The sequence below is a fragment of the Nocardia sp. BSTN01 genome, from assembly GCF_015354405.1.
GTDB lineage: Bacteria > Actinomycetota > Actinomycetes > Mycobacteriales > Mycobacteriaceae > Nocardia.
On record NZ_JADKYP010000002.1, the window covers coordinates 83,092 to 104,098 of the forward strand.

General features: G+C 68.6%; 20 protein-coding genes and 1 pseudogene. 15 read left to right on the forward strand and 6 right to left on the reverse strand.

What is annotated here, in order from left to right; genetic code table 11:
* Position 1 precedes the first annotated feature (1 nt).
* The 6 genes from IRT45_RS02010 to IRT45_RS02035 all read left to right on the forward strand — a co-directional run bounded on the left by IRT45_RS02010 (position 2) and on the right by IRT45_RS02035 (position 6,263).
* Complete coding sequence (locus IRT45_RS02010; protein ID WP_194804158.1) at positions 2-1,366, forward strand: NtaA/DmoA family FMN-dependent monooxygenase; 1,365 nt, start codon at positions 2-4, stop codon at positions 1,364-1,366.
* On the forward strand, positions 1,363-2,496 hold the full coding sequence (locus tag IRT45_RS02015; RefSeq protein WP_194804159.1) for an LLM class flavin-dependent oxidoreductase: 1,134 nt from the start codon (positions 1,363-1,365) through the stop codon (positions 2,494-2,496). The genes IRT45_RS02010 and IRT45_RS02015 overlap by 4 nt, the downstream gene beginning before the upstream one ends.
* A gap of 90 nt (positions 2,497-2,586) precedes the next feature.
* Positions 2,587-3,195, forward strand: a complete 609-nt coding sequence (locus IRT45_RS02020) for a TetR/AcrR family transcriptional regulator (RefSeq protein ID WP_194804160.1) — start codon at positions 2,587-2,589, stop codon at positions 3,193-3,195.
* Positions 3,196-3,211: 16 nt separating this feature from the next.
* Complete coding sequence (locus IRT45_RS02025) at positions 3,212-3,781, forward strand: isochorismatase family protein (RefSeq protein WP_194804161.1); 570 nt, start codon at positions 3,212-3,214, stop codon at positions 3,779-3,781.
* A 225-nt stretch (positions 3,782-4,006) separates the two neighbouring features.
* Positions 4,007-4,987, forward strand: coding sequence for a terpene synthase family protein (locus IRT45_RS02030; protein ID WP_194804162.1), 981 nt, complete (start codon positions 4,007-4,009; stop codon positions 4,985-4,987).
* 142 nt (positions 4,988-5,129) lie between these two features.
* The gene (locus IRT45_RS02035) at positions 5,130-6,263 is read left to right on the forward strand and encodes a polyprenyl synthetase family protein (RefSeq protein ID WP_194804163.1); all 1,134 of its coding nucleotides are present in this window, start codon (positions 5,130-5,132) and stop codon (positions 6,261-6,263) included.
* Between the two features lie 73 nt (positions 6,264-6,336).
* Here the strand turns inward: IRT45_RS02035 and IRT45_RS02040 are convergent, their stop codons facing one another.
* Positions 6,337-8,250: a VWA domain-containing protein gene (locus IRT45_RS02040; RefSeq protein ID WP_194804164.1), complete on the reverse strand. Its 1,914-nt coding sequence runs from the start codon at positions 8,248-8,250 to the stop codon at positions 6,337-6,339.
* A gap of 143 nt (positions 8,251-8,393) precedes the next feature.
* Between IRT45_RS02040 and IRT45_RS02045 the strand changes: the two genes are divergently transcribed.
* The 5 genes from IRT45_RS02045 to IRT45_RS02065 all read left to right on the forward strand — a co-directional run bounded on the left by IRT45_RS02045 (position 8,394) and on the right by IRT45_RS02065 (position 13,052).
* Entirely contained in the window at positions 8,394-9,032 is a 639-nt protein-coding gene (locus tag IRT45_RS02045) for a TetR/AcrR family transcriptional regulator (protein WP_194804165.1), read from the forward strand.
* 137 nt (positions 9,033-9,169) lie between these two features.
* The gene (locus IRT45_RS02050) at positions 9,170-9,988 is read left to right on the forward strand and encodes an SDR family oxidoreductase (protein WP_194804166.1); all 819 of its coding nucleotides are present in this window, start codon (positions 9,170-9,172) and stop codon (positions 9,986-9,988) included.
* 37 nt (positions 9,989-10,025) lie between these two features.
* Positions 10,026-11,249, forward strand: coding sequence for an acyl-CoA dehydrogenase family protein (locus tag IRT45_RS02055; RefSeq protein WP_194804167.1), 1,224 nt, complete (start codon positions 10,026-10,028; stop codon positions 11,247-11,249).
* A gap of 1 nt (position 11,250) precedes the next feature.
* A complete protein-coding gene (locus IRT45_RS02060) occupies positions 11,251-12,021 on the forward strand; it encodes an SDR family oxidoreductase (RefSeq protein ID WP_194804168.1) in 771 nt (256 codons plus the stop codon).
* The gene (locus IRT45_RS02065; protein WP_309240762.1) at positions 12,018-13,052 is read left to right on the forward strand and encodes a phosphotransferase family protein; all 1,035 of its coding nucleotides are present in this window, start codon (positions 12,018-12,020) and stop codon (positions 13,050-13,052) included. The genes IRT45_RS02060 and IRT45_RS02065 overlap by 4 nt, the downstream gene beginning before the upstream one ends.
* A gap of 10 nt (positions 13,053-13,062) precedes the next feature.
* On the opposite strand, the gene IRT45_RS02070 is transcribed toward IRT45_RS02065, so the two are convergent.
* Positions 13,063-14,043: an Acg family FMN-binding oxidoreductase gene (locus IRT45_RS02070; protein WP_194804169.1), complete on the reverse strand. Its 981-nt coding sequence runs from the start codon at positions 14,041-14,043 to the stop codon at positions 13,063-13,065.
* Positions 14,044-14,205: 162 nt separating this feature from the next.
* Entirely contained in the window at positions 14,206-15,360 is a 1,155-nt protein-coding gene (locus IRT45_RS37680; protein WP_309240763.1) for a helix-turn-helix domain-containing protein, read from the reverse strand.
* Positions 15,361-15,799: 439 nt separating this feature from the next.
* Between IRT45_RS37680 and IRT45_RS02080 the strand changes: the two genes are divergently transcribed.
* The 3 genes from IRT45_RS02080 (at position 15,800) to IRT45_RS02090 (ending at position 17,895) form a co-directional block, all read left to right on the forward strand.
* Positions 15,800-16,342, forward strand: coding sequence for a hypothetical protein (locus tag IRT45_RS02080; protein ID WP_063007544.1), 543 nt, complete (start codon positions 15,800-15,802; stop codon positions 16,340-16,342).
* A 460-nt stretch (positions 16,343-16,802) separates the two neighbouring features.
* Positions 16,803-17,009, forward strand: coding sequence for a hypothetical protein (locus tag IRT45_RS02085; RefSeq protein WP_194804171.1), 207 nt, complete (start codon positions 16,803-16,805; stop codon positions 17,007-17,009).
* Positions 17,010-17,103: 94 nt separating this feature from the next.
* A complete protein-coding gene (locus IRT45_RS02090; RefSeq protein WP_194804172.1) occupies positions 17,104-17,895 on the forward strand; it encodes a tetratricopeptide repeat protein in 792 nt (263 codons plus the stop codon).
* Here IRT45_RS02090 and IRT45_RS02095 read toward each other — a convergent pair.
* Positions 17,883-18,611, reverse strand: coding sequence for a M50 family metallopeptidase (locus IRT45_RS02095; RefSeq protein WP_309240764.1), 729 nt, complete (start codon positions 18,609-18,611; stop codon positions 17,883-17,885). The two genes, IRT45_RS02090 and IRT45_RS02095, sit on opposite strands and share 13 nt — an antisense overlap.
* A 123-nt stretch (positions 18,612-18,734) precedes the next feature.
* On the opposite strand from IRT45_RS02095, the gene IRT45_RS02100 reads away from it, so the two are divergent.
* Positions 18,735-19,070, forward strand: coding sequence for a hypothetical protein (locus tag IRT45_RS02100; RefSeq protein WP_228533360.1), 336 nt, complete (start codon positions 18,735-18,737; stop codon positions 19,068-19,070).
* Between the two features lie 45 nt (positions 19,071-19,115).
* On the opposite strand, the gene IRT45_RS02105 is transcribed toward IRT45_RS02100, so the two are convergent.
* Together IRT45_RS02105 and IRT45_RS36600 are read right to left on the reverse strand one after the other, a co-directional pair.
* Positions 19,116-20,669, reverse strand: a complete 1,554-nt coding sequence (locus IRT45_RS02105; protein ID WP_194804173.1) for a succinic semialdehyde dehydrogenase — start codon at positions 20,667-20,669, stop codon at positions 19,116-19,118.
* Between the two features lie 126 nt (positions 20,670-20,795).
* Positions 20,796-20,950 (reverse strand): annotated as a pseudogene (locus IRT45_RS36600) (IMP dehydrogenase); the annotation flags it as partial.
* Positions 20,951-21,007 lie beyond the last annotated feature (57 nt).

Here is a 21,007-nt window from a genome sequence, read left to right on the forward strand (position 1 = left end):
GATGCCGAAACAACAGGTACGCAAGCAGGTTCATCTGGCCGCCCACTTTCCGGGGGTGAACAACACCACGGTGTGGAGCGTGCCGGAATCGGGCAGCCAGATCGAGTTCGACTCCTTCGTCCACCTGGCGCGCACCGCCGAGCGCGGACTGTTCGACTTCTTCTTCCTCGCCGAGGGCTTGCGCCTGCGCGAACACCGCGGCCGGATCTTCGACCTCGACGTGGTCGGCCGTCCCGACACCTTCACCGTGCTCGACGCGCTCGCCGGGGTCACGACCCATCTCGGCCTGGCCGGCACGATCAACACCACGTTCAACGAACCCTTCGAACTCGCACGGCAATTCGCCAGCCTGGACCACCTGTCGGGTGGGCGGGCCGCCTGGAACGCCGTCACCTCGTCCGACGCCTTCACCGGTGAGAATTTCCGGCGTGGTGGCTATCTGGACCACTCGCAGCGCTACGTGCGCGCGGCGGAAGTGGTCGACGCGACCCGCGCGATCTGGGACAGTCGCGCCGGCGGGGCGCCGGTCGTCGACCGCGAACGCGGTGTGTTCGGCGGCCCGGCGCCCCGATTCAGTTATCGCGGCACGCAATTCGATATCGAGGGCGTCTACGGATTGCCGGCGAGCCCGCAGGGGTATCCGGTGCAGATCCAAGCCGGTGATTCCGAGGAGGGCCGCGAATTCGCCGCCGCGAAGGCCGATGCGATCTTCAGCCGCCACGGCGAACTCGAGGACGGGCGCCAGTTCTACACCGACATCAAGACCCGGCTCGCGAAGTACGGTCGCCGGCGCGACGATCTGAAGATCCTGCCCGCCGCGACCTTCGTGCTCGGTGACAGTGACGCCGACGCGCAGGAGCGGGCGCGGGAGATCCGGCTGCAGCAGGTCGGACCCCAGACGGCGATCGCCTTCCTCGAACAGGTCTGGGGCCGTGACCTTTCCGGCTACGACCCCGACGGCCCGCTGCCCGAGATCGATCCGGTCGACAACGCGAACATCACCCGTGGACGTGTCCGGCACGCCAAGGACCCGCGCGCGATCGCCGAGGCCTGGCGTGCCAAGGCGGAGGCCGAGAAGCTGAGCATCCGGGAACTGATCATCGAGGTGACCGCGCGCCAGCAGTTCGTCGGCACGCCCGCGCAGGTCGCCGCGGAGATCGATCGATACGTGCAGTCCGACGCCGCCGACGGATTCGTACTCGTCCCCCATCTCACGCCCGCCGGACTCGACGAATTCGTCGACAAGGTCGTTCCCGAACTTCAGGACCTGGGCAGTTTCCGAACCGAATACACCGGTGTGACCCTGCGCGAACATCTGGGGCTGCGCCATCCGCATCGCGACAGCGAAGGAGTGCGAGCGTCATGACCGTGCCGTTGTCGATTCTGGATCTCTCCCCCGTCAGTGCCGGGTCCACCCCGCGGCAGGCGCTGCGTAACACCGTCGATCTGGCCCGCCACGCCGAGTCGTGGGGTTATCGCCGATTCTGGGTCGCCGAACACCATTTCGTCGCGGTGGCCTCGTCCGCACCGACCACGCTCATCGCCTTGATCGCGGCCGCCACCGACACCATCCGGGTCGGCTCGGCCGCCGTGCAAGCCGGCCACCACACCTCCGCGGCGGTGGTCGAGGCGTTCGGCACCATCGACGCGCTGTATCCGGGCCGGCTGGATCTGGGCCTGGGGCGCTCGGCGCATCGGATCGCCGAGGTGCGCTCGGCGGGGGTGAAACCGGTGCCGGCGCCCGAGCGCCCGACCCGGGTGCGCGACGGTGTGGTGATCCCGCCGCCGTTCAGTTCCGGACGGCTGCTCGATACCGCCCGGCTGGCGGCGAGTTTCGAGGCGCTGCAACTGCCCGGGACCCAGCCGCTGGACTACGGCCGTCAGGTCCGCGAGATCCGCGATCTGCTGACCGGGAACTACCGCAGCTCGGAAGGTATTGCGCTGCATGCCGTTCCGGGCGAGGGCGCCGAGGTGCAGCTGTGGCTGTTCGGTAGTTCCGGCGGTGAGAGCGCGCAGCTCGCGGGCCGGCTCGGACTGCCGTTCGCGGCCAACTACCACGTCTCCCCCGGCACGATCGTGGAGACGGTGGAGGCGTATCGCGCCGCCTTCCGGCCGTCGGCGGTTCTCGACCGGCCGTATCTGATCGTGTCGGCGGACGTGGTCGTCGCCGACGACGACGCGACCGCCGCCCACCTGGCCTCGACCTACGGGCATTGGGTCTACAGCATCCGCAGCGGCGCCGGCGCCGCCGAATACCTCGACCCCGACACCGCGCCCGCGCTGACCGAACAGCAGCAGCGCCTGGTGCACGATCGCGTCACCACCCAATTCGTCGGCGCACCGGGTTCGGTGGCCGAACGGCTCTCGGCGCTGCAGCAGTTGACCGGCGCCGACGAACTCGTCGTCACCAGCGTCACCTACCGGCACGAGGACCGCTTGCGCTCACACGAACTGCTCGCCGCCGAATGGGGATTACCGCAGATCCGCGCCGCCTGACTGTGACAGCTCTCACTCGTGCTGGCTCGGCAGCGCAGCCGGGTCTACGGTTAGGAAAGGAAACACTTTCCCTTCCTAATTGAGGCGGCGATGAGAGAAACCCAGGCGGCTACCGTCGGCCGGCCACCGAGTCATGAGCGGGAGGCGGCGCTGCTCGACGCGGCGCTCGAGGTGTTGTCGCAGGTTGGGTACGACAGGTTCACCGTCGGCGCTGTGTGCGAGGCGGCCGGAGCCAGCACGAAGACCGCCTACCGGCGATGGGCCAACAAGGACGAACTCATGACAGCCGCCCTTCAGCGAGCGGTCGAGCAAGAGTTGATGGCATCCGTCACCCTGGCGAACACCGGAACACTGCGCGGCGACCTGATCGCCAATTTGGAGAGCCAAGCGGCGTCCGAGAAGGCGTCGCCCAATCTCGTGGTGGGTCTTCTCGTCGCGTCGCGGATCGCGGGAGACCTCGGTGCGTTCGCGCGAGAGCTCATCAGGCGGCACGAGACTGCCTACTGCACAGACCTTCTCGCCGCTGCGGCTCAACGGGGAGAGATCGGGATCGGCGTCGACGCGGAATATGTCGCGGACGTGGCGCGATCGTTCTACCTACACGAGATCCTGGTGTGCGGCGTTCCTCCCGACCGAGCCCGGATCGCCCGTTTCGTCGACCGCGTACTTCTGCCCCTCTGCCACGAGCAGTGGACCTGAGAAAGGAACAAACATCATGCCTGTGACGACGCTCGATGAGCGCACCGCCCTGGTGGTTGTCGACCTGCAGGCCGGCACCACCGGCTACCCCACGGCCCATCCGATCGCCGACGTGATCGCCAACGCCGCGGCTCTGGCGGCACAATTCCGCGCCGCCGGTCTGCCCGTCGTGCTGGTCCGGTTCGATCCCGCGCAGGCGCCCACCGGACGCAGCGAGGTCTCTGCTCCCCGTGTCGAGCAGACCCCGGATGGGTTCCTGGACATCGTGCCCGAGCTGAATCAGCAGGCCGGCGATCTCGTTGTCACCAAGCGCGGCTGGAGTGGTCTGTCGGGCACCGATTTGGCCGCTGCGCTCCAGCGGCGGGACGTGACCCAGATAGTGGTCACCGGTATCGCCACCAGCCTCGGTGTGGAGTCCACCGTCCGCCACGCATACGACGCCGGTTTCAGTGTCACGATCGCCACCGACGCCGTGACCGACATCAACGCGGAGGCGCACAAGAACTCGATAGGAACGATCTTCCCGCTCCTCGCCGAAAACGGCACCACCGCCGAGATCCTCGCCCTGTTGCCGGCGCACGTCTGAACGCCGCACCGCCACCCACATCCGAAAGGCCGTGCGGTGGCGGTGCGTGACGATATCGCCACCTTCGCACAGCGTGCCGGTGTCGGCGCTCGGGCGTGAGTGCCCTCGCGATCCGAATCCGTTGTGGCACTGCGCCTTGTCTCCGGCCGCGTCGTCTCGAAATCGCCAACCGAACCCCCGGATTTTCGCCCTCGCGCTAAACTGCTTGGGAGATAGGGGGTTTCGATGCATGCAACCGGCTTCTTGATGCCGTTCGATTCGGAGGGGGCCAATCCCGCCGAATCGGAGGCCGAGCAGGTCATGTGGGCCTGGCTCGAACGTTGTGATCTGGTTCCCTCGGAGCCGACTCGCCGGCGCATGCGCCGGACCCGGCCGGCTCGTATGTACGCGCTGTGGTGCCCGTACGCCGGGGTGGACGCGCTGGGATTGCTGAGCCGATTCACCGCGTGGGCTTTCATCGTCGACGATCAGTTCGACATCGAAGTTCCCGACCCGGCACGGACCTTGGCGACCATCACCGAACTGGAGGAGGTGTTCGAAGACGGTACGCGACCGCGCGGGGTGCTCGCGGTGGCCTTCGCCGAACTCTGGCGCGAACTGTGCGCCGGACGTTCCAGCCAGTGGCGCCATGCCGTGCGCACCGAACTCTCGGCATGGCTGTGGACCTACTACACCGAGAGCATCGGGCGGCTCACCGATCGCTATCCCGATCTGGACGACTATCGGGCCCATCGGCGAGATTCCGTGGCGCTGTATGTATTTCTCGATATCAGCGAGATCGCGGAGGGCGTCGACCTGTGCGCGGCAGCGCGCGGCCTGCCGGCGTTTCGTGCGATACGGGAGGCGTCCGTCGAACATATGGGATTGTTCAACGACATCCTGTCCATCGACTCCGACGAGGCCTCGGAGTACCTGTACAACTCGGTGCTGCTGGCCGAACGGCAGCAGGGCCTCGACCGGAAACAGGCGGTGGAGGTGGTCGACCGGATGCTCACCGGATGTGTGCGCCGGATGCTGACAGGCATCGATGCACTGCCCGCCGAACTCGACGCGGCGGGCCTGTCCGGCCACGAGCGCGCCGATATCCTCAGCACCGCAACCTGTTACACCCGATACGTACGAGCCAACTTCGACTACCACTATCAGGCCGCGCGCTACACCAGTGCACCGCGCGAGGCACTCGAACACGGCGCACCCCTGGCCTGACGGCGACCCGCGGGCGTTGCGCAAACGCAACCCGGGCCACCGCCCGGCCCGCGGGTTCCGGTGCGACGATGAATACTTCACGCACCGCCGACCGCGACGCGGAGCGGGCGCGGCGGCTGTGCCCTAGCGAGCGGGGCCGGTCATGCGATCATCCAAACCCACCACCTCCCCTCCGGAACAACGTCTTCCCGCACCGGACCGCAAGGACTGCGCGCTCCCCCGCGAACCCGGGCGCCGCCCCCGCGCCACCAGCGATGCCACACCGGGTACGCGCTCTGCGGGGGCCTTGCTCGCCGATGCCCACACGGCGATCGCACCGGTCCTGCGGGCCGTTGTCGCGACGCTCGGTCACCCTCTGGACCGGATGGCCGGTTACCACTTCGGCTGGTGCGACGCCGAGGGCAATCCGCGCACCGGTGCGCACGGCAAGGGTCTGCGCCCGGCACTGACCCTGGCCGCCGCGGCCGCCTGCGGCGCACCGGTCGCCGATGCCGTCCACGCCGGTGCCGCGGTCGAGCTGCTGCACAACTTCTCCCTCGTGCACGACGACGTGATGGACGCCGATCCGTTGCGCCACGGCCGGCCCACGGTCTGGCGGGTGTGGGGCACCACCAATGCCACGCTGCTCGGCGACGCGTTGCAGGCGTTGGCATTCGCCGTGCTCTCCGACGGCGGAGTGCCGGAGGAAACCGGCGCCGCCGCGGTGATCCGGCTGGCCCGCACCGCCGCAACGCTGTGCCACGGCCAATATCAGGACTGTGATTTCGAGACCCGGCCGGATGTGACCGTCGAGGACTATCTGTCCATGGCAGCGGGCAAAACCGCTGTGCTGCTGGGTTGTTCGTGCGCCCTGGGCGCGTTGTGCGCGGGTGCGGATTCGCGGACGGTGGCCGCGTTCAACACCTTCGGCCGCAATCTGGGGCTCGCGTTCCAACTGGTCGACGACGCCATCGACATCTGGGGCGATCCGGCGGTGACCGGCAAACCCGCGCTCAGCGACCTGGCCGCACGGAAGCGGTCGTTTCCGGTGGTGTGCGCCCTGGCCTCCGATACCGACGCGGGCCGCGAACTGGCCCGGCTGTACAGCGACCCACGGCCGATGACGACGGCCGACGTAGCGCGCGCGGCCGAACTGATCGCTGCCGCCGGTGGCCGTGAACTCACCCGCGACTACGCCGACCGGGCGTTGCGTTCCGCACTGGCCGGGCTGCCGTCAGGTGTCGCCCGCGGCGATCTCGAAACCCTGGCACACGTGGTGGTCCGGCGAAACAGATGAGCCGGTCCGTGATCACTCGCAAGTAATCACGGACCGGCCCTCGAATTCCGGCGGCCGCCTAGGTAGCGGTGTCCTAGGGGCGCGTTTCCTTGCGGCGGCTTCGTAACACCACCAGCGCGCCGAGGAGCAGTCCGAGGAGGACGACACCGGCGATGACGGCCACGAGGACCGTCGGCGAAACTCCGTCGCCGGCTTCGGAGGCGGCCGAGGCCGGCGATCGACCGCCGCTGTCCGCCGAGGGCGATGCGTCCGGTGTGTGCCTCGCGTGCTCACCGAATATGCCCTGGGCCGTGGCGGATTCGTAATGCGGTCCGGGTTCGGCAGCCCCGCCGACGGTCACATCCAGGCGAATCGGGACCGGCGCACCGAGCCCGTCGACATTCGAGGCGCTGACGGAGACGGCGATGTAGTACCAACCGGCCAGGCTCTGCGCGGCGCCCTTGCCGGCCCCGGCCGTGCGGTTGCTGTAGCGCACCGGCAGCGTGGCCAGCGGATCGCCGGCCGGCATCGTCGCGGATTCTCCGTTGTAGCTGGCGAAGTCGTGGTCGATCTCGGTGCGAATCGGCGAGTACAGCGTGGTCGTGACCCGCGACAGCCCGTCGAGTCCGTGCTTGTCGGAATCCAGGAAATTCACCCGATAGGCGAGACCCTGACCCCATTCGAGCGGGACCCGATAGAACACCGACTCGCCACGCTGCAGGGTGTCGGAATAGCTGCCGGAACCTTCCACTGTGGTTGCGGCATTGAACGATCCGCCGCCCGTCACCGCGACGGCACTGCCGGCCGTCGGGGTGAACGCCGTCGGTGTGGTCGACGCGGGCGGGCCGGGGTCGCCGGCCGCCGGCTCGATGCCGAACAGCAACTCCATCGGCATCTGCTGCGGCATGTTGTCGGCGACGCCGTGCCACTCGGGTGCGAAGTAGTAGCGCCCGCCGCCGCGGCACGCGTTCGCGGCGCTGTCGGATCCGGAATCGGTCTTGGTCGCGCCGTCCCACGACTTGGTGACGGTCAGGGCCACACCGTCACTGGTGTTCACGACCTGCTCGAACTCGAAGACGTTGCAGTCCTTGCCGTCGTCGCCGTAGACCCGCAGGTACAACACGCTGTTGTCGTTGCCGGACTGTTTCTGCCGGACGTGCGGGAAGGCGACCGTCGCACTGAAGTAGGCCATCGCGCCCTGCGGCACGTCCAGGGCGTAGTACTTCGTCTCGTGCTGGGCGATCGTGTCCAGATATTGGCCCGGCGCCGCGATCGGCGCATCTCGATAGGTCGCGGCGCCGGTGATCGGTGCGCCGATCGGCGTGTAGGTGCGCAACGCCGCCTGGCTCACCCTGGGCAGGACGCGTTCGAGCGCGGTGCCGTCGGCGGCGTCGGTATACGTACCGCCGGTCTGCTGCGCGATACACGTGAGCTGTGTACGGGCAGGCCCGTCGACACCGAATCCTATGGCGTGCACCACGATTCGGGCGCCCTGGCGCTCGAGTTCCCGGGCGACCGCACAGGGATCCGGTGGCGCGCAGGTGTCTTCGCCGTCGGAGACGAGGACGATCGCACGCGGCCCCTCCTTCGGAAGTGCCTCTGCCGCCGCCCGCAGCGCGGCGCCGATCGGGGTATATCCACTGGCCTCGATACCGTCGACGGCGGTGTTCACGGCGGCCCTGTCGATGATGTCGGCGCCGCGCAGCGTGCGCACATCCGCACATCCGGCGGTCTTCTCCGCGTCCGAGGATCCGGTTCCGGTCCCGTACACCGTCAGTCCCACCTTCGACCGCGGTGGGGCCGCGGCGACGAAACTGTGCACGGCGGCCTTGGCCGCATCCAGTTTCGTGCCGCCGCCGGGATCCGGGGCCCGCATGGATCCCGAGGCGTCCAGCACCAGCATGGTGGGCGTGTACTCGGGTTGCTGCTGCGCCTGCACCGGCACCGTGGTGAGCGCAACCGCCGCCACTGCCGCCCCGAGCGTCAGCAGCTTCCTCAATCTCGACATACTCTCCACTCCGATGACTTCCGAGATCAACAGACCCTAATACGACAAATCCGGCTGCCTGCTATCGAATCGGCCGCGTCGGCTATAACTGCTGCATGGGAAAGTTCGGCGAGGATGGTCGCAGTACGGACACGGCGCCGTCGATGGCCCGAACTTCCCTGCTGCGGGAATTGCCCACTACCGAACGCGGGTTGCGTACCCGCTCGGCGTTGATCGCCGCCGCCCGCCGGGTCTTCGAGACCAGTGGCTATCTCGACACCCGGCTGGTCGACATCACGACCGCGGCCCATTGTTCCTCCGGCACGTTCTATACCTATTTCTCCAGCAAGGAGGAGATCTTCGCGGCGGTGCTGGAGATCGCTCAGGAGGACATGTTGCATCCGGGGATGCCGCATGTGCCCGAGGCCGACGATCCGGCCGCGGTCGTCGCCGCGAGCAACCGCGCCTACTTCGAGGCCTACCAGCGCAACGCCAAACTCATGGGCCTGCTGGAACAGGTCGCCAATATCGACCCCGAATTCCGGGTGCTGCGCCAGCGCCGCGCCGAGGCGTTCATCGACCGCAACGCGCGCAGTATCGAATCGCTGCAACGCCGGGGACTGGCCGATCCCGAGCTCGATCCGCTGCTCGCCTCGCGCGCCCTGTCCGGGATGGTGAGCCGCTTGGCCTTCGGGCATTTCGTGGGCGATGACGACACCGGCCGTCCGGTCGACCTGGACGAGCTGACCTACACCGCGACCCGGTTGTGGGTCAACGCGCTGCGTATCCCGGCCAAGTCCTGACTCGCCGTTTCGCCCTCCGGCACGGCGCAGACCTGCTACAACAGCGGAGTGTGGCGTGCGCGCACACCCGCAATTGAACTTGACGTCGACCTCAATTACGGTGAGGTGACATCACGGACAGGGACAGGGGTACGGCAGTGCAGGTTGCGCAGAAAGTGGCCATCGTGACCGGCGGCGGAGGCGGTATCGGTGGTGCGCTCGCCGCCCGCCTCGCCGCCGCGGGCGCGCGAGTCGTCGTCGCCGATCTCGACGAGGCCGCCGCGAAGAGCGTCGCCGACGCGGTGGCGGCCGAGCATCCCGGCGCATGCGTGAGCGCGGGTGCCGACGTCAGCGATCCCGAGGCGATCGCAAGCCTGATCGCGCTGGCGGAGAAGACGTTCGGCCCGGTCGACCTGTATTTCGCGAACGCCGGCATCGCCGGTGCGGTCGGGCTCGAGGTCGCCGAGGCCGACTGGGACCGGTCCTTCGACGTCAACGTGCGCGCGCACATCCGCGCCGCCACCCAACTGGTCCCCCGGTGGCTCGAGCGCGGCGAGGGGTACTTCGTCAGCACCGCCTCGGCGGCCGGACTGCTCACCCAGATCGGGTCGGCCACCTACTCGGTGACCAAACACGCCGCCGTCGGCTTCGCCGAATGGTTGTCGGTTACCTACGGCGACAAGGGAATTCGAGTCAGCTGCCTGTGCCCCATGGGAGTCGACACGCCCCTGCTGTACGCCGGGCGCGACTCCGGCGACCGCCTCGGCGCGGCCTCGACCCGGGCGGTGACCGCCGCGGGCGAGGTACTCGAACCCGCGCAGGTCGCCGACGCGGTGCTGGCCGCGATCGACACCGAGCAGTTCCTGATCCTGCCGCATCCCAATGTGCTCGAGATGTACCGGCACAAGGGATCCGACTACGACCGCTGGCTGGCCGGCATGCGCCGTTACCAGCACGGTCTGCTCGACGAGAACTGAAGCCGCACACCAGATTTCACAACAACCAGGAGATCACATGTCGATGTTCGGCATCTCCGAGCGGGCCGAGAAGTATCGCGCTCAGCTGCTGGAGTTCATGGATTCGCACGTCTACCCCGCCGAGGCCGTCTACGACGAGCAGATGCGCGCCGCCGGTGATCCGCACTTCCAGCCGCCGATCCTCGAAGAGCTGAAGGCCGAGGCGCAGCGGCGCGGTCTGTGGAATCTGTTCCACCCCTACGCGGAATGGGGTCCGGGCCTGACCAACCTCGAGTACGCACCGCTGGCCGAGATCATGGGCCGCAGCCACCTGGCGCCGGAGGCGTGCAACTGCAATGCCCCGGACACCGGAAATATGGAGGTCTTCACGCTCTTCGGCACCGACGAGCACAAGGAGAAGTACCTGAAGCCGTTGCTGGCCGGCACGATCCGCTCGGCGTTCGCGATGACCGAACCCGCGGTCGCCAGCTCCGACGCCACCAATGTGGAACTGTCGATGGTGCGCGACGGCGACGAGTACGTCCTCAACGGCCGCAAGTGGTTCGCCTCCAACGCGCTGCATCCGAACTGCACCGTGCTGATCGTGATGGGCAAGACCGATCCCGACGCCGCGCCGCACCGCCAGCAGTCGATGATGGTGGTCCCCATCGACGCCCCGGGCGTGACCGTGCTGCGCGGCCTGCCGGTCTTCGGCTATCAGGACCGCGAAGGGCATGCCGAAATCGACTTCGAGAATGTCCGGGTACCGCTGAAAGACGTGCTGAAGGGCGAGGGCGAGGGCTTCGCGATCAGCCAGGCCCGGCTCGGCCCCGGCCGCATCCACCACTGTATGCGGGCCATCGGAATGGCCGAGCGCGCACTGGAATTGATGTGCCGGCGGGCGAGCACGCGCATCACCTTCGGCAAGCCGATCGCCGCCAATGCCAACATCCAGGACTGGATCGCCGAGGCGCGCATCGATATCGAGATGATCCGGCTGCTGACCCTGAAAGCGGCCTATCTGATGGATACCGTCGGCAACAAGGAGGCGCGCACCGAGATCGCCGCGATCAAGGTCGCCGCGCCCAATATCGCGCTGAAGATCGTCGATCGGGCCATCCAGGTCCACGGCGGCGCCGGTGTCACCGACGACTTCCCGCTCGCGATGGCCTGGGCGCACCTGCGCACGCTGCGGCTGGCCGACGGGCCCGACGAGGTGCACAAGCGCACGCTGGCCCGGCAGGAACTGCGCAAGTATCGAGATGTGAAGGCGGCCAACTGATATGGCGAATGCGGATCTGACCGGCCGCACCGCGATCGTCACCGGCGCCTCGCGCGGTATCGGCCTCGCGACCGCGCAGGCCCTCGCGGCGGCCGGGGCCGATGTGGTGCTGACCTCGCGAGATCAGGAATCGGCCGACGCCGCGGCCGCGCAGGTGCAGGGCAACGCGCTCGGCATCGCCGCGCACGCCGTCGACGAGGATGCCGCGCGCGCCTGCATCGACCGCACCCTCGAGCGGTTCGGCAGCGTCGACATCCTGGTCAACAACGCCGGCACCAATCCGGCGTTCGGCCCGGTGATCGACCAGGACTACGGCCGGTTCGCCAAGATCTTCGACGTCAACCTGTGGGCGCCGATTCTGTGGACCTCGCTGGCGACCAAGGCGTGGATGGGTGAACACGGCGGCGCGGTCGTGAACACCGCCTCGATCGGCGGTATGGGTTTCGAGGCGAATCTCGGCCTCTACAACGCCTCCAAGGCGGCGCTCATCCACCTCACCAAACAGATGGCGCTGGAGCTGTCCCCACGGGTCCGGGTCAACGCCGTCGCGCCCGGCGTGGTGCGGACGAAACTCGCCGAAGCGCTGTGGCGTGAACACGAGAATCTGGTGGCCGAGGCGACCGCCCTGGACCGGATCGGCGAACCCGACGATATCGGGTCGGCCATCGCGTTCCTGGTATCCGATGCGGCGCAGTGGATCACCGGTGAGGTGATGGTCATCGACGGCGGCCAGCGACTCGGCCACCCGGCGGCATTCCGGACGGCACCGTGACGCCGGAGCAGCCCCGCGGAATCGACACCGCGGCGATCACCCGATGGATCGGCGGACTGGGCGTCGGGCTGACCGGCGCTCCGACCTTCACCCGGATCGGTCTCGGCCAGTCCAATCTCACCTATCTGGTGCGCGACGACGTCGGGCACCGCTGGGTGCTGCGGCGCCCGCCGCTCGGCCGGCTGCTGGCCTCCGCGCACGATGTGGTGCGCGAATCGCGGATCATGTCCGCGCTGGCCGGTACCGATGTCCCGGTGCCCGGAATCATCTCCGTCTCCACCGATTCCGAGGTCTGTGACGCACCGGTGGTGCTGATGGAATACGTCGACGGGCAGGTCGTGGACACCATGGAGGTCGCGGAGTCGCTGACCCCGCAGCGGCGCCTGGCCATCGCCGAATCCCTGACCCACACGCTGGCGCGTATCCACGCGGTCGATCTCGAGGCGGTGGGGCTGGCGGATCTGGCCAGTCACAAACCGTATGCGCAGCGGCAGCTGAATCGGTGGTCGCGGCAGTGGGAGCAGTCGCGCACCCGCGAGGTGCCCGAACTCGACGACCTGACCCGCCGGCTCGCCGAATCGATTCCGCCGCAACGGGAAACGACGCTGGTGCATGGTGACTTCCACCTGCGCAACGTGATCACCTCGCGGGACAGCGGCGCGGTGGTGGCCGCACTGGACTGGGAGTTGTCCACCCTCGGCGACCCCCTCGCCGATATGGGGAGTCTGCTCGCCTACTGGGTCCAGCCCGGCGAGGACATCGGCGGCGACTTCCCGGCCTCGGCACTGCCGGGCTTCCCGAGTCGAGCCGAGATGGCGCGCGCCTACCTCGACGAGACCGGGCGCGACCGCGACGCCCTCACCTTCTGGCACGTGCTCGGATTGTGGAAACTGGCGATCATCGCCGAGGGCGTGATGCGGCGGGCGGCCGATACGCCGGGCAACAAGGCCGCCGCGGGCACGCCGACCGTCGAACGCATCGACGCGATCATCGCCCACGCCCGCGAGATCGCCGCCGACGCCGGTCTCTGACGCGCGTCGATCAGTACGCGACGGCGGTCGCGATCACCTCGGTGACCGGCCGCCGTGGCGTATGCGGCAGCGGTGCCGCGCCGGAAGGCAGCCAGCCCAGCCGCACCATCGTCTGCGGATACGCGCACTCGGCAAGCACGTGGCGGCGCATTTCCGCACGCAGATCGGGCATGGCCAGCGGCTCGGACTGCAGACTCGACGACAGGCCCAGTGTGGTCGCCGACAACAGCAGCGCGCTCACCGCTTCCCCGGCGTGCAGCCGCGCGAGGCGATCGTCGCCGGTCGTGCACACCACCAGCCATTCGGCGGCCTCCGGGTCGGTGGCCGGATCGGCCAGCTCCGGCGACTCGAACCGGCGTTTGGCGATCTCGTCGTCGGGCCGCGGCGCGGGGGTGTTCGCGGCCGGGACACCGTCGGAGGTCCCGTGCCGCCCACTCCAGACCGCCAGTTCGTGCAGATAGGCCGGGTCGGCGGCGTGCCGCAGGGACGCGATCCGGGCGGCGTCGGCCAGTTCCGGGCGCAACTCCGGCGGCACCTGCCGCGCCGCGGCGCCGTAGGCGCGGGCATCGGCGGACACCTCACGCACGAGCGCCTGCGGCACCGGGCGGGTGCTGTAGCGGCGGCGATCGGACTGCCGGTGGGCGATCGCCGCGGCCAGGTCGATATCGCGTGCCGACGGTGGGCGCGGGCGCATCGTGATCGCCGCGAGGTGGTCGGGATCGGTGTCGTCGGGAAGGTAGGTGACCTGCGCGGACCAGCCGAGCATCGCCAGTGCCACCCGCATGTGGTGCAGCGCCGCGCCGCAGCTCAGCAGCAAGGCGCGCTGGGCCGGATCGGTCACGGTCAGTTGCCGGGCCTCGTCGGCCTGCAGGTGGATGGTCTCCTCGCGCAGCGACCACCGCCACGGCTGGGTGTTGTGCACCGACGGTGCACGCACGGCCATCTCCACGGCGTCGGCGAAGACGGCGGTGAACGGATCGGCGAATGTCATGATGCCGGTTCTGCCTTTCGAGCGTCGCACGGACATGTCGGGACGGTGACCGGCGGATATCGGCCGCCACCTCGAGTCCCTGTATCGATCAACCGCCGGCACGGCCGGTTGGTTTCGTAATAGTTCACAAAATCCGGGGGCGCGGACTTGTGACCCTTGCGGTCAGGATTCCGCGGCGCCGGAATTCAGCTCCCGATAGCGCAGCGCCCACCACACCTGCTGCGCCACGTGCGGATCCTTCAGCGACGCCCCGGTCAGCTCCTCGAATCGGGACAATCGATAGCGGACCGTGTTGTGGTGCAGATACAGCCGATGTCCGGTTTCGCTGGCATTGAGGCCCGCCGCGAGATAGGCATCGACGGTGTCGAGTATCGAGCCGGCCTCGGCATCGTCGAGCGGAGTGATGTAGCGGAGCAGCAGGGCGCCGCCCACATCGCTGTCGCCGACCACGGCCGGTAGGAGGCCCAGATCGGTGAGGGTGTGGCGGCCCGGCCGACCGAACAGCCGCGCGGTCTCGGCGACCCGGCCCGCGACACGCAGGGAATGCGGAACCCCCTCGAGCGGACAGGCAGGACCGACGCCGAGGAATACTCCGGCCGAGGGCGCCGAATCGTCGTGCGGATCGCAGATGCCGACCACATCGCGGTCGAGGATCGCCACCACGCCGCGCGGCGGACGAAACCCCCGCCGCTGCCGCAACTCCCATTCGGTGTGCTCGGGTTCATCGGTGATCGCGCGGAAGGCCGCGTACGCAGCGTCGAGGCGCAGCCCGATGTATTGCGCGCGGCGGCGCAGTTCCCCGGCGGGCAGTGCGCCCTCGGCCAGTGCGCGCACCATATCGTCGCGCCGGGTGTCGAGACGGCGTGTGATCTGTGCCTCGGCCTCGCGATGGCCGGAGCTGTAGGCGACCGTGGCCGCGTCCGAAGCGCGCAACAGGGCTGCCAGCACCGACATCAGTGCCGCGCCCGGCCGGGTCGCCCAATGTTCGGAAGTGCCGATGCGTTCGATCATCTCCCCGACCACGATCTGCCATCCGCGCAGCATCGCCTCGAGCGGCACACCCAGTTCGGCGCGCAGTGCGCCGTACTCACGGAAATCCGCGAGTTCTCGTTCGTCGAGTGGCCGGTCGGCCGAAATGGCGCTGATCAGACGATCCACCGCGTCCGCGATCGAGGGCACCAGGGCCGATACGGCAATCCCCCGGTAGGCGGGAATCTCGCGCTGGAGCCGGGTGCAGACGTGTTCGGCGAACGCGCCGGGATCGCCGATCGCGGAGGGCCGCAATCGCGGGCGCGTCGCACCGTCGTCGTCGCTCACATCGGTCGACGATACGGGGAGCGGAGGTGGAAACGGTGGTGGTCGCGGTCCGGCGGCCGAGTCGGAGGGCCGGCATCGGCGCAGTTCCGAGCCTTCTCGACGCCGGCCCGGGTGGCGGCAAGTCACCTCGGCAGGTGCGGATGAAGGCGTATGGCGAAGTCGGCCGAGCCGGCGGCGAAGGCGGTGGAGATCGGCGGGCAGGAACATCGCAGTATCCAGCCGGCAATCGGAGCGATCGGATGTCGCCGTCCGAAACGAGTGCCGGCAGTGCGGTTTCTCGGCGAACGGCAAGCAAACCCATTGTGCCGGAGCACGTTTCGGCGCGCACGAATCGGAAATCGAACACCGGCGCGGTATCTGGGTAAGAATGAAAGCGGCCGAGATCCGGCCACAGGGGACATGTCGGCCCGGCCGGGCCGACGGAATGTGGGGAAAGATCATGAGAGCCAAGAAATTCGCCGCCACCGCGCTGCTGGCCGTCGGCGCCACCACCGCGGCCGCCGGTGTCGTGCAGGCCGCACCGGCCACGGCCTCCGAGATCGCGGTGCGCGGTGTCGAACAGGGCGTCGGCTTCGTCACCGCGCCGACCGCCGACCACACCGGTCTGACGACCACTGTCGACGCCGGATCCTTCACCGTCACCGGTGACTCGGTCACTCTCACCGATGCGGCCGGCCGTGCCGTCGCCTCGGTTCCGCTCGGCCTGCGCACGGCCTCCGGAACCGTCGGCCTCACACCGCGCATCGAGAATGCCGGCCGCACGCTGACGCTGACACCGCAGTCGGCGACCGAGCGCACCGCGCAGGCGATCGACGAAGCCTCCGACACCCTCGCCCGCAAGCAGTACAACGCGGGTGTCGGTGCAGCGGTCGGTGCCGGAATCGGTGCGGTCCTGGGCTTCTTCCTCGGTGGCGTCGGCGCCCTGATCACCATCCCGATCGGCGCCGGGATCGGAGCCCTGATCGGCTACTCCACGCCGTAACCGGTACCTCGCGCGGCCGTGCGGCCCCTCGCCCGGCGAACCCGCACGGCCCGCGGTGGGCCGCATGATCGCGAGCTGCCACGACCGGCGCATCCGGCTCGCCGCATCGAGCAATGGCCTCGACGCATATGAGACCTTCGGCCCTGACACGACGCCGGGCGCTGATACTCACGGCCGTCGGCGCGGGCGCGTTCGCTGTGACCCGATCACCACTGGCTCCCGCCGACGGACCCACAACGCACGCGACGGCGGATATTCCGCGCAGGACCGCGCCGAGCCGTATGCCCATTTCATGACCGAACACCGCCCCGCCGTAGTCGGCGGTCCCGGCGTACGCGGGCTCGAAACCGGTCACGGGCACCCGATTCCGGAATCGTCTGGGTGGCGGTGCGGACCGAGATGCCGCGGTGACGGCCCGCCATGTGCGACCGGTGGTTCGGGTTGCCGTCACAATGGTGAGGTGACCGATTCGCCGACCTCCCCCGCCGTCGCCGCGCTGATCCGCTGGCAGGACAGCGGTGGCGTCTGGCGAGTGCTGGGCCGGCGCGGTGCGCACGTGACCATCGGACTGTTCGAATGCACCGGCGGCGATGAGGTCGACCGCATCGTCTCCGCGGACCCGGCCTTGCGGGCGTTCGTGGGGCAGCGCGCCGGCAGCGAGGACTGAAACCGACAGTTCGCCACCATTTTCCGGTCGCAGGGACTACGGTGTGCGCGGCAATGCATCGATTCCCCCTACAGCTACGGCGAAAGGCGGCGCGATGGCCGATACCGGTGAGGCGAATCGTCCCCTGGCCGAGCGATATCCGGGCAACGAGCCGGTCGGCTGGCGTGGTGTCACGGTGCACCCGATGTACTCGCAGCGCCTGGGCGCCGAAACGACGGTGGTGCGGTTGGTGTTGCACGCCGCGGCACCGCCGCCGGGATTGCTCGGACTGGGCATCGGGGTATCGGTGATCGACGGATATGTGACGTTGCGCGAGCAGCGGTTGCCGGGCGTCGATGTGTGGAGCGATGCCCTCGCCGAGGGAGCCGATCTCCATCTGTCGGGAACCGGCCCGGCCGCCGCGTACACCCTCACCCCGGTGTGGATGACGGCCGCGGGCGCGGTCGAATCCTGGACGGGCAACTACGGACTCGTCATCGAACGCGCCGCGGGTGGATCGATGCTGCTGCGCTGCAGTACAGGAGTCGGGAAACCCGATTTCGATGAATTGGTGGTCGCGATGACCGTCACCGTCGACGCCGGCGGTGAGCAGGACCGCTTCCGCTCCGCGCTCTACCACCTCGGAGTGGAGGCGCACACTCGCGGCGATGTCGACCAGGCCCGGCGGATGTGGCGGCAGGCGGCCGATCTCGGACATACCGGAGCGGCCTACGATCTGGGCGTACTCGGTTATCGGACAAGGGAATTCGACGAGGCGCAACGCTGGTGGCGCCTGGCGGCCGAACAGGGTGATTCACGCGCGATGGCCGGTCTCGCGGAAGTGCTCGAGCGCCGGGGTGATCCGGATGCGGCCCGGCGGTGGCGTGCGCAGGCTCAGGACGGCTGAAGCCCGAGCAGCTGTCCCGCGCCCAGCACCAGTGCCGCGAGGGTGAGCAGGCCGAACACGACGACCCACAGCCGCGCCGGAATGCGGGTGAGCCACGCCAGCTGGTCGGCATCGGACCCGTCGCCGCGCACCGACACCTGCCACAGTTCGATCACCGCGCGCACCCCGCCGAACAGCAGGAACCAGGTCACCACATAACCGAAGACGCCCTGCCACACCGCCGTCCCGTACCAGGACACAGCGAAGGCGGCGCCGCCCGCGCAGATCACGGCGAGAAAGCCGAACAGGTTGCGGATCACCACGATCAGCACCACCAGCGCCGCGATGAGAATCCACAGCATCATCGTCTGGCGTCCGGTGCCGAGCAGGATCGCGAACCCGAGCCCGACCGCCGAGGGAGCCGGATAGCCGGCCAGGGTGGTCAGCACCATCCCGAAACCGCGTGGCTTGCCACGGGATACGGTCACACCCGAGGTGTCCGAATGCAGCCGGATACCGCTCAGGGTGCGGCCCGTGCAGACCGCGACCACCGCGTGGCCGATCTCGTGGGCGATCGTCACACATGTCCGCAGCACTCGCCACACCGGCCGATAGAGCACCACCGCCACCGCCACCGCAGCCGTCGCCAGCACCACCCAGACCGGCGGCTGCGGAGATATCGTCGTCAATCTATCGGTTACCGACGACACCGCATCGGCCGTTCGAGACAGCTGCACCGCCGTAGGGTAGCGGTCCGCCCGATTCGGCCGGATACGACGGGGTATTCGGCCGGTGAACGCTTAGGCTTGCGGTCGAATTGCCGGGATCGGCCCGGCACGCGGCCTCGACGAGGAGAACAGATGACATCCAGGGCCCATCGCAGCATCGCCGCGCTGTTCGGCACCATCGCAGCGGCCACGGTGACCGCGGGCCTGCTGAGTGGATGCTCGGACGTGCAGCGCGCGATCAACAAGGGTGGCGACACCCCATGCAGCGACTATGTCAAACAGGACGCCGACACCAAGCGGGTCACGATCACCAAATTCGTGAAACAGCAGACGAACAACGATCACGAACCCGCCGGCACCCAGGTCGACGCCACCATGGCGGCGGTCGACTTCCTGTGCGCCAACCAGCGCAACGCCGATACTCCGATCAAGAACGCGAATCTGACCGGAATCTTCTTCAATCAGTGAGGCGCGCGGGTCGGTCACCGCTGCCCGGTGACCGACCCGTCCAGCTCAGCGTCCGGGCAGGAAGCGGAAGCTGCGCGCCAGCAACATCAGCAACGCCTGCCACTTCGACTGCGGAATGCCCAGCGGCGCATCCAGATTCATTCCGCGAGTGACGACCACCGTCTGCGGTTCGGTGAACTTCAGCAGTCCGTCGGGACCGTGGCGGCGACCGACTCCGGAGATCCCCATACCGCCCATCGGGGCGCCGGTGCTCCCCCACGCCGGTGCGTAACCCTCGTCGACACAGACGGTTCCGGTGCGCAACCGGGCCGCGATGGCCTGGCCCTCGGACGCACTGCTCGCCCACACACTGGCGTTGAGCCCGTATTCGGTGTCGTTGGCGCGGGCGATCGCCTCCTCCACGTCGGCGACCGGATAGATCGAGACCAGCGGGCCGAAGGTTTCGTTGCGGCCGCATTCCATCTCGTCGGTGACCTCGCTCAGGACAGTCGGCTCGAAGAACAGCGGACCCAGGTCGGGCCGGGCATTGCCGCCGGCGAGAATGTCGGCGCCCTTGGACGTGGCGTCGGCGACGTGCTTGGTGACCGTCTCGAGTTGCGCCGGTGAGATCAGGCTGCCGATATCGGTCGAGAAGTCGTAGGCCGCACCGAGTTTCGCGGCCCCGACCGCCTTCACGAACTTCTCGCTGAATTCCGCCGCGATCGACTGCTCGACATAGATCCGCTCGATCGAGATACACAGCTGACCGGCGTTGGAGAAGCACGCGCGCACCGCGGCCTTGGCGACCTTGTCCAGATTCGCCCCGCGAGCCACGATCATCGGATTCTTACCGCCGAGTTCGGCCGAGAATCCGATCAGCCGCTTACCGCACTGCTGGGCCAGTTCGCGCCCGGTGGCCGAGGAGCCGGTGAACATCAGGTAGTCGCACTGGTCGACGATCGCGGTGCCGACCACGCCGCCCGGGCCCGGAATCACCTGCAGCACGTCGCGGGGCAGACCCGCGCGCAGCAGCAATTCCACGCTCGCCAGCGACGAGAACGGGGTCTGGCTGTCGGGTTTGACGACGACCGCGTTGCCGGCCAGCAGCGCCGGAATCGCATCGCCGATCGACAGCACCATCGGATAGTTCCACGGCGCGATGACGCCGACCACGCCCTTGGGCTGGGTGCGCACCTGCGCGCGGTTCAGCACCGGGAACGCTCCGGGCACCGAATGCGGCGCCAGCAGCTTCGGCGCCACGCGCGAGAAGTAGCGGACCGCGAACATCATGCCCAGGATCTCTTCCTGCGCCGCCCACCGAGCCTTACCGGTCTCGGCCTGGATGACGTCCATCAGGTAGTCCCGTTCGCTGATGATCAGTTCGCGGAAACGTTCCAGCACCGCCGCCCGCTCCTTCGGCGTGCGTTTCGCCCAGTCCGACTGGGCGGCGCGGGCGCGGGTGAACGCGGCGCTCACATCGTCGGCGGTCCCCACCGGCACCTCGCCCAGCGGCCGCCCGGTGAACGTCTCGGCGATGGTCTTGTTCGCGTGCTCACGGGAACCGTCGACGGACGCGAACGCCCGCAGACGCTCGAACACCGCAGCTTCCGGCACGGGCATCGTCGCCTCCTACTTGTGAGTAATGTAACCCTCCGATACACATAATCTACCGCGCACCGCGCAGGCATATCTCCGCCCTGGGACGGATATTGTGCGACGTCCTCGAGCCCGGCGGCTCACAGGGGCAGCGCGGCGTTCGTCCATGGCCCGGTAGCCCTTGGCGGCGTCGCCGAGCGGAAGCGTGAGGTCGAAGACCTTGCCTGGGGCGATGGTGCGGTCCTAGATCAGCCGGTCGGTTCGGGCAGGAAGCGCCGCACCGGGGCGGGTCCACCGTGCAGGTGCTTCCTCGCCGCTCATCGGGGTGATCTTCCCGCTGGCGCGCTGGCAATGCGAACGAC

Bases quoted from the DNA above. Each gene is read 5' to 3' on its own strand.
- IRT45_RS02080 (WP_063007544.1), top strand. From the start codon at position 15,800: ATGAGAGCCAAGAAATTCGCCGCCACCGCGCTGCTGGCCGTCGGCGCC.
- IRT45_RS02100 (WP_228533360.1), top strand. From the start codon at position 18,735: ATGACATCCAGGGCCCATCGCAGCATCGCCGCGCTGTTCGGCACCATC.
- IRT45_RS02025 (WP_194804161.1), top strand. From the start codon at position 3,212: ATGCCTGTGACGACGCTCGATGAGCGCACCGCCCTGGTGGTTGTCGAC.
- IRT45_RS02040 (WP_194804164.1), bottom strand. From the start codon at position 8,250: ATGTCGAGATTGAGGAAGCTGCTGACGCTCGGGGCGGCAGTGGCGGCG.
- IRT45_RS02030 (WP_194804162.1), top strand. From the start codon at position 4,007: ATGCATGCAACCGGCTTCTTGATGCCGTTCGATTCGGAGGGGGCCAAT.
- IRT45_RS02035 (WP_194804163.1), top strand. From the start codon at position 5,130: ATGCGATCATCCAAACCCACCACCTCCCCTCCGGAACAACGTCTTCCC.
- IRT45_RS02105 (WP_194804173.1), bottom strand. From the start codon at position 20,669: ATGCCCGTGCCGGAAGCTGCGGTGTTCGAGCGTCTGCGGGCGTTCGCG.
- IRT45_RS02090 (WP_194804172.1), top strand. From the start codon at position 17,104: ATGGCCGATACCGGTGAGGCGAATCGTCCCCTGGCCGAGCGATATCCG.
- IRT45_RS02070 (WP_194804169.1), bottom strand. From the start codon at position 14,043: ATGACATTCGCCGATCCGTTCACCGCCGTCTTCGCCGACGCCGTGGAG.
- IRT45_RS02055 (WP_194804167.1), top strand. From the start codon at position 10,026: ATGTCGATGTTCGGCATCTCCGAGCGGGCCGAGAAGTATCGCGCTCAG.
- IRT45_RS02060 (WP_194804168.1), top strand. From the start codon at position 11,251: ATGGCGAATGCGGATCTGACCGGCCGCACCGCGATCGTCACCGGCGCC.
- IRT45_RS02020 (WP_194804160.1), top strand. From the start codon at position 2,587: ATGAGAGAAACCCAGGCGGCTACCGTCGGCCGGCCACCGAGTCATGAG.
- IRT45_RS02010 (WP_194804158.1), top strand. From the start codon at position 2: ATGCCGAAACAACAGGTACGCAAGCAGGTTCATCTGGCCGCCCACTTT.
- IRT45_RS02015 (WP_194804159.1), top strand. From the start codon at position 1,363: ATGACCGTGCCGTTGTCGATTCTGGATCTCTCCCCCGTCAGTGCCGGG.
- IRT45_RS02045 (WP_194804165.1), top strand. From the start codon at position 8,394: ATGGCCCGAACTTCCCTGCTGCGGGAATTGCCCACTACCGAACGCGGG.